This window comes from Amycolatopsis sp. NPDC039088 (assembly GCF_055598845.1).
On sequence record NZ_JBVKAE010000008.1, the window covers coordinates 20621 to 31095 of the forward strand.

10 protein-coding genes are annotated in these 10475 nt (G+C 64.0%); 6 read left to right on the top strand and 4 right to left on the bottom strand.

What is annotated here, in order from left to right; genetic code table 11:
* The first annotated feature begins 253 nt into the window (after positions 1 to 253).
* On the top strand, positions 254 to 586 hold the full coding sequence (locus ACZ7KI_RS12275; protein ID WP_470273205.1) for a hypothetical protein: 333 nt from the start codon (positions 254 to 256) through the stop codon (positions 584 to 586).
* Here the strand turns inward: ACZ7KI_RS12275 and ACZ7KI_RS12280 are convergent.
* On the bottom strand, positions 583 to 1482 hold the full coding sequence (locus tag ACZ7KI_RS12280) for a LysR family transcriptional regulator (RefSeq protein WP_470273206.1): 900 nt from the start codon (positions 1480 to 1482) through the stop codon (positions 583 to 585). The two genes, ACZ7KI_RS12275 and ACZ7KI_RS12280, sit on opposite strands and share 4 nt — an antisense overlap.
* 199 nt (positions 1483 to 1681) lie before the next feature.
* Between ACZ7KI_RS12280 and ACZ7KI_RS12285 the strand changes: the two genes are divergently transcribed.
* Positions 1682 to 3100: an MFS transporter gene (locus ACZ7KI_RS12285; RefSeq protein WP_470273207.1), complete on the top strand. Its 1419-nt coding sequence runs from the start codon at positions 1682 to 1684 to the stop codon at positions 3098 to 3100.
* Between the two features lie 20 nt (positions 3101 to 3120).
* Here the strand turns inward: ACZ7KI_RS12285 and ACZ7KI_RS12290 are convergent, their stop codons facing one another.
* Positions 3121 to 4407 carry a cytochrome P450 gene (locus ACZ7KI_RS12290; RefSeq protein ID WP_470273208.1) on the bottom strand — a complete coding sequence of 429 codons (1287 nt, stop codon included), beginning with the start codon at positions 4405 to 4407 and terminating at the stop codon, positions 3121 to 3123.
* Between the two features lie 836 nt (positions 4408 to 5243).
* Between ACZ7KI_RS12290 and ACZ7KI_RS12295 the strand changes: the two genes are divergently transcribed.
* A complete protein-coding gene (locus ACZ7KI_RS12295) occupies positions 5244 to 5585 on the top strand; it encodes a WhiB family transcriptional regulator (protein WP_470273209.1) in 342 nt (113 codons plus the stop codon).
* A gap of 611 nt (positions 5586 to 6196) precedes the next feature.
* Here the strand turns inward: ACZ7KI_RS12295 and ACZ7KI_RS12300 are convergent.
* Complete coding sequence (locus ACZ7KI_RS12300) at positions 6197 to 6481, bottom strand: winged helix-turn-helix transcriptional regulator (RefSeq protein ID WP_470273430.1); 285 nt, start codon at positions 6479 to 6481, stop codon at positions 6197 to 6199.
* Between the two features lie 570 nt (positions 6482 to 7051).
* Here ACZ7KI_RS12300 and ACZ7KI_RS12305 point away from each other — a divergent pair.
* Positions 7052 to 7528, top strand: coding sequence for a cupin domain-containing protein (locus ACZ7KI_RS12305; protein ID WP_470273210.1), 477 nt, complete (start codon positions 7052 to 7054; stop codon positions 7526 to 7528).
* Between the two features lie 462 nt (positions 7529 to 7990).
* Here ACZ7KI_RS12305 and ACZ7KI_RS12310 read toward each other — a convergent pair whose 3' ends face one another.
* The gene (locus tag ACZ7KI_RS12310; protein WP_470273211.1) at positions 7991 to 8785 is read right to left on the bottom strand and encodes an AraC family transcriptional regulator; all 795 of its coding nucleotides are present in this window, start codon (positions 8783 to 8785) and stop codon (positions 7991 to 7993) included.
* A 48-nt stretch (positions 8786 to 8833) separates the two neighbouring features.
* Between ACZ7KI_RS12310 and ACZ7KI_RS12315 the strand changes: the two genes are divergently transcribed.
* Both ACZ7KI_RS12315 and ACZ7KI_RS12320 read left to right on the top strand, forming a co-directional pair.
* Complete coding sequence (locus ACZ7KI_RS12315) at positions 8834 to 9256, top strand: DUF2000 family protein (RefSeq protein ID WP_470273212.1); 423 nt, start codon at positions 8834 to 8836, stop codon at positions 9254 to 9256.
* A 172-nt stretch (positions 9257 to 9428) separates the two neighbouring features.
* Positions 9429 to 10316: an NAD(P)-dependent oxidoreductase gene (locus ACZ7KI_RS12320; protein ID WP_470273213.1), complete on the top strand. Its 888-nt coding sequence runs from the start codon at positions 9429 to 9431 to the stop codon at positions 10314 to 10316.
* Positions 10317 to 10475: the final 159 nt, after the last annotated feature.

Consider the following 10475-nt stretch of genomic DNA (forward strand, 5'->3'; position numbering starts at 1 on the left):
CCCCTTTTCTCCCCCCCCCGGTGGGGGGGGGATTGCACCGGGGGGAGGGGCGGGTGGCTGGGGGGAAGGGCGGGGGGAAACGAAAGGAGACGTGCTTCTCCCCCCACCGGCCGAGTACAGGAGTTGCCCACGAACATGGTGCGCATAGAGCGAGCCGTGGTGACGACCGGCGATGGTCAGTACCGCATCGAGGATTCCGGTCCGTTCGGAGTGGCATCGGCTTGGGTCGACTTCACAGACGGGCTGACCGCCGGTGAAGAGGGCTGGATTCGAGCTGCTCGATGAGCCGCCGGAGAGCATCGAGGCGGGATGGGAGACGATCGCGGAACGCTCGCTCCATATTACCGGGCAGGCGGTCAATCTGCTCTCCAGCACGTCAACCCTGCAAGCTGCCTTGCCTGTTCTCGCACCAGGTTGGTACGCGATCCGGGTTCATGCATCCGGGCGTATGCGCCGCTGGCCCAGAAACCACGCGCCGGATGGTGAAGAAGTGCACTTCGTGCAGATATGGCCCTCGAAGTGCAGAGAGGCGGGCCGCTTGCTCAAGGGCCCGGATGCTTACGGGAAACTCTTCCTCGGGTTCTAAAGATCACGGTGAAGGGACCGCAGTTCTCTGACGACCGCGGCGAAGGCGGCGACCAGGGGATTGGTGCTCGAAACCGGGTAGGCGAACGCGATCCGCAAGGGTTCGATATCGGTGATCGGCAGCCAGACGAGGTCCGGCCGGGCGTAGTAGGTCGCCATCGACGAGGGCCCGATGCAGATCGCCAAGCCACTCGCGACCTGCTCGAGCATCTCTTCGACATTGTCGTTCTGGGGTCCCCATACCGGTTCCGAGCCATCCGGGCGAGGGTTCACCGCCCACCAGTCCACCCAAGGTCTGGGTGCTTTGCTCGTCCACATGACCGGTTCGGTCCGCAGATCCATGATGGCCACGCTGCTCCGCTCCGCCAGCCGATGACCGGTGGCGAGCCCCACCATCCGCTGCTCCTGCGCGACGACTTCGGTATGCAGACCCTCGGTGTCGGCAGGCAGCCAGATGAAGGCCGCGTCGACGAGGCCGTCTCGGACCGCCGCGACCTCGCCGCCCCAATCGAACCGCTTGGGTTCGATGACGACATCCGGAAGACGCTGGGCGAAGCGCTCACGTGCTCTGTTGGTGAGCGGTCCTGCACCGGATGCTTCGAATCCGATTCGCAGCACACGGCCTTCCAACGCCGCTACTCCGCGCACCGTCCGCTGTGCGGACTGCCAGTCGGAGATGAGCGCCTTGGCCAGTGGTAGGAGCGCCTCACCGGCGGCGGTGAGGAGCACCTCACGGCTGGTCCTGGTGAACAAGGTGACGCCGAGGTCGGTCTCGAGTTGCCGGATCTGCCTGCTCAGTGACGGCTGGGTGACGTACAGCCGCTCGGCGGCCCTGGTGAAGTTGAGTTCCTCGGCGACCGCGGCGAAATACCGGAGGACACGGGTGTCGACGTCCATCTCGTGCCTCCCTTGACCAGGTGACCTATACGTGCAGCGTATGGCGAGAAGCCTTGGACGTGTGGGGTTCTTCCCTGTTTTGCTGACGCGGGCGGCACCCATCGTGAGCGCGTTCGTGCCGGCCCCTCACCCAGCACACCCGTAGGCCGGTCATCCGTACGCGGGGGTGCGTCCAGTCCACGCACAGGAGTACATCACGATGGTTTCCGAAATCGAGCCGGTGTCGCCGTTGCGGCCGGACCTCCATGAGGCCCGGCGCCGGAGGCTCGCGATCGTCGTCCTGGCCGCCGCGCTGGCACTGGACGCGGGAGGCGTGGCCGTTGTCAACGCCGCGCTTCCCGCTATCGGGCAGGACCTCGGCATCGACAACGCGGACCTCCAATGGACGATGACCTCCTATGCGGTCACCTTCGCCGGATTCCTCCTGTTCGGCGGAAGGGTGGCGGACGTTCTCGGGCGTCGTCGCGTGTTCATCCTGGGCGTGGGGCTGTTCACGGCGGCCACTGTGCTGGCCACCGCTGCCCCCACCGCAGGGATCCTCATGCTCGCGAGGGCGCTGCAGGGCGTGGGAGCCGCGCTGTCGGGCCCCGCGTCACTCGCACTGGTGACCGAAATGTTCCCCGAGGGAGCCGCGCGGAACCGGGCCTTGGCCGTGTACACGTCGGTCGGGGCCTCCAGTTTCAGCGCGGGTGTCGTCGTCGGAGGTGTGCTGACCGATTTCTTCAGCTGGCGCGCCGTGTTCGTGTTCAACCTCATCATCGGCATAGGCGTGCTGATGGCGGTTCGCCCTGTTATCCCTCGTTCGGAGGGAAACCGTGAACCCTTGGACATCGTGGGCGCCACGATCGTCACCAGTGGACTCCTGCTGGCGGTGTTCGGATTGAGCCGGGCGGGGCACGCCGGCTGGGACGACATGTGGACGCTCTCGTCGCTGGTCATCTCGGCGGTGCTGTTGTCGGCGTTCGTGATCTGGGAGGCGCGCACCGCGAACCCGCTTCTGGATCTGGCGATCTTCCGCAAGGCGACCGTGTCGGCCGCCACCGTAGCGGCGGTGGCGTTCTTCACCGCCGTGCTGGCGGTGCTGTTCTTCGCGCCGCTGTACCTCCAAGGACTACTGGGGTATTCGCCACTGCAATCTGGTTTGGCGATTCTTCCGATGGGGGTGGTCGTGGTCCTGAGTTCGACCATGGCAGGGCGCGTGATGGACCGTGTCGGGCAGCGGAGGCTGTTGATCACCGGGCTGCTGCTGATCGCGGCGGGTGTGGCGTTGTGGGCTTTGACCCCCTTGGGTGGCAGCTACTGGGCGCACGTTCTTCCTGCTGTGGTGGTGATGAGTATCGGCCAGGGCATTGCTTTCGCCGGGATGACCGCGGCGTCCCTGACAGGCGTTCCGCAAGGTGAACACGGTGTCGCGGGCGGGCTGAACGTCACCGCGCAGCAACTCGGCGGCAGCGTCGGTGTCGCCGCACTGGTGACATTCGCGGCGTCGGTCGGCTCGACGGAGACACCTGCGTCCACGCTCGCCGGCTATCACGCCGCCTATTACGCGGCTGTCGTACTCCTGTTGGTGAGCTCTGGCGGTATCGCCGCACTCCTGCGCGGCACCCGGGCTTCGTGAGCCGCGGCGGCCACCTGGCTCTACTTCGGGACGAAGGTCGCCTGGAACCCGTATGGCGCGAGCAGGTTGTGGAAAACGGGCTTGACCGCCAGGGCATCTGGCGCGATCACCTGATAGTGCCTGGTCAGCCAGTACATCGTGAGCACCAGCTGCGTCAGGCCGAGACGCGTGCCCAGACATACCCGAGGCCCGGCGCCGAAGGGGATGTAGGCGTACTTGTGGATCGGTTTGCCGCCGTTCAACCAACGTTCGGGGTCCGCGGAATCGGGGGACGGCCACCATCGGCTGTCGCGGTGCATCAGGTAAGGGCTGAACATGATCTGGGTTTTGGGTTCCAGCTGCCACTTCCCCAGGGTGGTGGCGCGAAGTGCGACTCTGCCCATCAGCCAAGTCGGTGGCCACAACCGAAGGGCCTCCTTCACGACAGCCTCGGTTTGCGGCAGGTCTGCCAAGGACGGCTCGCCATCGCCGTCCCAGGCCATCGCCTCGGCCTCCACACTGGACCAGAGGGCGGGGCGAGTGGTCAGGGTCCACATCGTCCATGCCATCGACGCGGCCGGCACGCCATACGCGGCCAGCAGGATGCCTCTGACGAGTCGCTGCACCTGAATCTCGCTCAGCGCGGGCCGCGCGGCCAGGAGGACATCGAGAAGATCACGAGGGTTCTCGGGAACGGTGGCAGACTTCCTGTGGGCGACCTTCTCGGTCAGCACGTCGAGTGTCTTCTTGTGCGCTCGCTGGAAACGTCTGAGGGCTGGGGAGGGGAACCAGGAAGGCAGCACTTCGGAACTACCGGAAAGCGGTGCGATTGCTTTGGTGTTTTCGACGACGACTTCGGGAATGCCGCCGGCATCGGAGCCAAGGCAAAAGTCTGCTGCCGCGTCGCCGGAATATGCTTCCATCAAGGTGAGGACGTCGACCTCGCGGCCTGCCGTGCCATTCACCCGCCGTTCGAACAGCAGACGAAGTCTCGTGGTGTGAGCCGTCGCGGCGTCCTGGTTCAGTCCTCGCCACCCCGAGCGCCGCGCTGTCATCCACAACCGTGAGTCCGCCGTGCTGCGGGTGGCGTCGAATCGGGTGGCGACCGGGGAGTTCTCGCTGGAGAAGTCATCGTTGGTCCGGGTCAGCAGTGTGTGCACGAGATCCGGGTCGCGTACGACGATCGTCCTCTTGTCGTAGGCGAAGACATCGCCGTATTCGTCATGGCATCGCATGAGGAACCCCATGCGGTCTCGGTCGTACTCGAACGTGTTGCCGGCCAGCCAGTGGCCCTTCGGCCCAGGGGGTCGAAGCCGCCTATCGGTCAACGTGCTTCCTTGGACTTGAGATCGGGTCGGCCGGACGGCGGCTCAGTTGGCGATGTCCCAGTAGGTGTAAAGACCGCCCATGCGGGTTTTGCCCAGCAGACGGGCGGTGACATAGCGAAAGTGCTTCATGTTCAGTCTCCGATTTTTCTCGTCACACTGTGGATACGCATTGCAGACCGACGGCACTGACCAGTGGCGCCAGAGGCCCATGATTCAGGCATCCGAAGAATTTCATCTTCGTCCGGGAGCGGCAAGATGTGCGAGATGCAACAACGCGTGAGTTTGATAACGGACACCACATCGGCTGTGCGCAGGAGCCTCCATCTTGCCTCTGGCCTGGGGGACTACCTTCCGCGCTAAACCGCTGAAGCCGAAATGAAACCGTATTTCTTGAGAGTGACCTTGGATCGTGATAGCAAGGGTCTGTCGACGTTGAATGTTGACATGGGAAAAGAAGGCTGATACGCCGTGCTTTCAAGGTGTGATCCCTGGGACCGGGTGGAGTGCATGGTGTCATGGATGAGATAAAAAGCATCAGGGGCAGATCGCCTGCGGATGACAAAGAATTTCTCTGCGCGGCCAGTGTGCGAGCTCGGGAGCTGTGGCGCCTGGCCTCGGCGACCGGAATCCCGCCGATGACACTGTTTCAGCGTCATCGGTATCGCGTCGGTGAAGAGGTCTTCGAGACCGGTTGTTCCGGTGAACGGAGGCGCCGGCACCGGGGAGGTGTCGGCTCAACCGACGTGAGCACACAGGGAGACACGCTCATGGGGGCAGGAGCGCAGGCTTTTCGTCCCCCCGTGGTGTGTCGAACACCGGGGTAGGGAGCTGGGGGTATGGAAACCAACCAGTCGAGCTGGCGAGTCAATGCGTCGTGCCGCGACACCGATCCGGACGGTTTGTTCGTCCGGGGGGCGGAGCAGAACCGGGCCAAGGCGGTTTGCCTCGGTTGCCCGGTCAGGACGGAATGTCTCGCCGAAGCGCTCGATGGCCGGATCGACTTCGGTATCTGGGGAGGTATGACCGAACGGGAACGGCGCGGATTGTTGCGGCGGCGGCCGGACGTGACCAGCTGGGCAGGCCTGCTTGAAGCGGCGAAACGTAGCTACATCAGGATTGAGGCGGTGGATGACAGTTCGCGGGTTCAGGGGCAGGGGTGCCGCCAGTGGAGGTCCTGATCTGCCGGTCCGTCGCGAAGGTGCGGACGATGCCCGGCCGGCACCGGGCTTGCTATCGTCCCTTCCTCGACCGCGTGCCGGCCATGGTGTGCCAGTCGGGAGTGACGTGACGTTTCGAGCAGCGAGTCGAGGATACGATCCGCCCGCGGGGACGTCCCATCTCGATGAAAGCTGAAGGCGTTTCGTTTGGTGAGAATCTGCTGCTTCACTTTCAGATACGCGCGTAGGTGGAGCTGAAGAAGTCGACCTGGTTCAGGCCCGGGTGTCCAAGTCATTCCGCTCTTCGGTGCCGACGGGACAAGTGCTCGATCGGCGGCCGGGTGGTGACGCGCATCGGCCGCGGTAAGCATGCTTTACTGTGCGTCTCCCATGATGCTCGTCTTCGGGGCGGTGGTCCAAGCAGCTAAATAGGTGATCATCGAGGAGTCAACCAAGACTCGGTGATCGAAGCGCTTCGGTTACGCTCGTGATCCGGAAGGTGCTCGCCAAGTGAGTTCGGCAACGAAATCCGGGCATGGACTTCGTTCGTCCGTTACAGGAATCGCTCTGTCGGCGCATGAGTGAGTGAACGTCCTCAGTCACATCACCCGCGAGGGCGAGTCGGTGATCTGCTACCACTTGATGTCCTCGATGCGATCCAGATTTTCTTCACCCCAGGAGCCGAGCGGTGCCATCGCGTCGTTGAGTGTCTTGCCGAAATCGGTCAGTGAGTACTCCACCTTCGGCGGGACCTGGTGATACACCTCCCGGTGGACCAGGCCGGCGGTCTCCATCTCGCGCAGCTGAAGGATCAGCACCCGCTCACTGATGCCGTGCACCGCGCGTCGAACCATCCCGTACCGTAGCGGCCCGTCCTGGAGCGCGAACAGGATCAACCCTTTCCATTTTCCGCCCATCACGGCGATCGCGGCATCGAGACCGCAGGTGAACCTGCGCTTCTGAGTCGGCTGCACCGGCCTCCTTCCTTACCTCGTTGTCAGTACCCGAAAGACTTGTAAGTACTTGCAAGAACGCGCACGGCGATTCGATTATGTCCTGTACACGGTGGCATCGCCAAAGTGTCTCCGGCGTGAGCCGCACCGCGTCCCGAGTCGACTGGAGTACCCGCCATGGCACGAAAGACCGGACGATGGTGACAGTCGTCGGCCTCGGTTCGGAGGGTAGTGCATTGGCGGGAAGGCTCGTCGAAGCCGGCTATTCCACGACAGTGTGGGACGTTGTCATCGCCGGTCGCGGCGCCCGCACCACGGGCAGGGTGAGAATCGGGGGAGCCTGAAGACGGCCTTGCTCGCGAACACGATCTCGTGGTCTTGCGGGAAGATGACTCCGGTGACCAGGTGATCGCGTCACGTGACCGGTCCGTGGTCTGACGTGCCGGAATTCATGACGGCTTCACGCAGGCGGAATCTGTTGGCAGTGTGGCATGGGCCGTGCATAGTGGGCGGGTAGGTTCATCAGGAGGTGTCATGTCAGACGAAGAGATCGTGCTCGGCCCGTTGCCAAAAGGGATCACCCCCGCGAACGAGGCCATGGGGTCGAAGGTATGGAACGTTTTCGGCCATACCTACACGATGAAGTCATCCAGTGAATCGAGTTTCGCGTTCGAGACGTACGACCCTCCCGGGACCGGGGTACCACCGCACGTGCATCCGCGGCAAGATGAGCACATCTACGTTCTGAACGGGGTCTTCACCCTCTACATCGACGGGAAATGGGAGACAGCCGGACCGGGTGACACCGTGCGGATGCCCAGAAACCTTCCGCATGCCTACTACAACCGCGGCGATGTGCCGACTCGGGCGTTGTTCTGGGTCAGTCCTGCTGGTCAACTGGCTTCCTTGTTCGACAAGCTGGACAAGACCGAGAGCATGGAGGAGGGGTTGAGTGTGACGAGTCAGTACGGTGTGGACTTCCTTCCGCCGGGCGCTGTCGAGGGCGTCTGACCCGGCGAACTTCTATAACTTGAACGGTATTGCCGGACGGCTCTTCGCATTGTCCTCATCTTGAATTGAGACATTTTCTTCATGATAATCGAGAAGTGATGTAATGCATTACGTGTTGTTCGAGCATGTGCTCTGGTTAGGGGGTGTGTGATGCGGAATCGTGAGTACTGATATCCGGCAGGCCTGCTGTGATCGAAACAAAGTGCGATGATCTCGAAGGCCGCGGAGGGCGCGAGTCCTGGAATCAGGATGCCGAACCGTGCACGAGGGTGACGGTGGCGGTGTCGGTCTTTGCGGCAAAGGTGAATCGGCGCTTCACTTCGTCCAGTGTCTGACGGGGCCCGCTCGGCCCAGGCGGGAGAACGCGGGTGGTGGGGACGATTTCCTCCCCACCACCCGCGTTTTGTCTGGCATCGCAGAACCGACGCCGTGGTGGTGGCAAGCGGAGGAGGCTGTCACCACTCAACGATGCCGCGCGTAACCCCCAGGCCCTACACCGACCAGGCGTTTGAAGTGCCTGGACAGATGTGCTTGATCGTAGAAACCCACGGCGCTCGCGACGTCTGCCGGTTGTGTTCCGGCCAGTAGCATCCGTCGCGCGAGGTCCACGCGCCGGCCTGTCAGATACTGATGTGGCGCGATGCCGTATTCCTTGGTGAATGTCCGGACCAGGTGAGCGGGGTGCGCGGCCAGTAGCTCCGCCGCGGCGGACAGCGTCAGACCTGTACGGATCCTGGCGTCCAAAAGGTCGCGAAGACGTCGGGCCAGTGGCGCGTCCGACAAGACCGGCAGTCCGCCCTCCTGGCGCCGGAGGTGCAGCTGAAGGTGCTCGACGACCAGCGTGAGCCTGCTCTGAGTCTCAAGCTCCTCGTCCGGCAGCTTCAGGACCTGATGCAGTCGATGGACGCGAGTGTGCAGCAGGCGGTCGGGGATGGCGGGGCGATCGACCGCGGCTCCGATGAGCTCCTGTCCCAGCAGGGCGGGATCCAGGTACAACACGCGCTTACGGAATCCGCGCGAGTTCGCGGCTCGGCCGTCATGCGGAACGTGAGGCGGCAGCAAGGTCACCACGGAACTCGCCGCACCGTGTTCGTGACGATCCAGGACGTAGCTCACCGCGCCCTGGTCGACTATCAGCAGCGTCCAGGCGTCGTGCGTGTGCATGGGGTACCGGTGTTCGGAGAAGCGGGCGTGGAACACCTCGATCAGGCCGCTGACCGAGGGCCGCCACGCGGCGATCTGCGGACCGGGCGACATGCAAAGAATGTACAAGACGCGGACAGGTGAGCAGGGCACGGTAGGCAGGTGGAACCCATTCGTTTCGACACCAAGATCGCGGTCCTGCTACGGGACGACCTGCTCGCCTGGCAGAGTCTCAACGTGTCGGCCTTCCTGGTCAGTGGTATCGCGGCCGCCCTCCCGGACCTCGTCGGTGAGCCCTACGAGGACGCGGACGGCACCTCGTACCTGGCCATGTTCCGGCAGCCCGTCCTGGTCTTCTCCGGTGGTAAGGAAGTGCTGGCCGCGGCGCATTCCCGCGCGGTGGCGCGCGGCCTTCCGATGTCGGTGTTCACGTCGGACCTCTTCTCGACGGGCAACGACCGTGACAACCGTTCGGCGGTCCGCGCTGTCCGGCGGGACGACCTGGACCTCGTCGGCTTGGCCATGCACGGCCCGAAGAACGCCGTCGACAAAGTCCTCAAAGGATCCCGGATGTACCGCTCCTGATCACCGATCCTGCCCGCGCGGTAGTGCCTGCACACACATTCATGTAAGTACCCGAAATAAAAGTCGGTACTTGATGGGAGTTCTGTAACGGGCGATCATTCTCAAGGCGCCGGAACTCCATCGGGAGGCGAGTACGGGCCATTCCGATATGCGAATCGACTGGAGCGAGAACATGACTCAGGACGGCCGTACACCGGTGACTGTCATCGGTCTCGGCTCGATGGGTGCTGCCTTGGCAGAAGCCTTCATCGAGGCCGGGCACCCCACGACGGTCTGGAACAGGACCGCGGCGAAGGCCGCGCCCTTGGTGGCCAAGGGCGCCCAGCACGCGGAAACGGTGGAAGACGCCGTAACGGCCAGCCCTCTGGTCATCGCCTGCCTGACCACGTACGACGACACGCTTGAGGCACTCGAGCCGGCCGCCGCGGTTGTCACCGGCCGTACGCTGGTCACCTTGAACACCGGGTCTCCCGCGGACGCCCGCCGGACGGCTGCCTGGGCCGCCGGAAACGGAGCACGTTTCCTCGACGGCGCGATCAAGAACGTGCCGTCCGCGGTCGGAGCAGCGGACACGTTGCTCTACTACGCGGGCGACAAGAACATCTTCGACGAATACGTCGAGACACTGAAGGTGCTCGGTGGTGACACGGTCCACGTCGGTGACCAATCCGATCTCGCGGCCCTTTACGAGATGGCCGTCGGCGGCACGTTGCTGCCGGCGCTGGTCGGATTCTTCCAGGGAGCGGCCGCCGTCCAGGCTCGTGGTCTGGAGGCCGCCACGCTGGTGAGGTTCACCGTCAAGTGGTTCGAGATGATCAATTCGGTGTTACCGATCTTCGCGAGCGAGATCGACAAGGGTGACTACAGCGAACCCATGTCCACCGTGAATCTCTTTCTCGCGGCGGCCGCGCACGACGAGGAGCTCGGCAAGGAGTCGAATATCGACGTCGCCTGGCGGGCGCCGTTGCAGGAGCTTCTCGAGCGAGCCGCCGAGCTGGGACATGGGGAGCACAGCATCTCGGCGGTGACGGAGGCGCTGAGGAAGCCGACGGCCGTCTAGCCGACCCCGGGGGTGTCGACTGGAGGCCGACGTGAACAGTGGTGGGGGGGGGGGGGGGTGGGGGGGGGGGGGGGAGGGGAGGGGGTGGGGGGGGGGGGGGGGAAGGAGTGTCCTGGGGAAGGGGGAAAAGGGGAGTGGGAAGGGGGGGAAGGAGAGGGG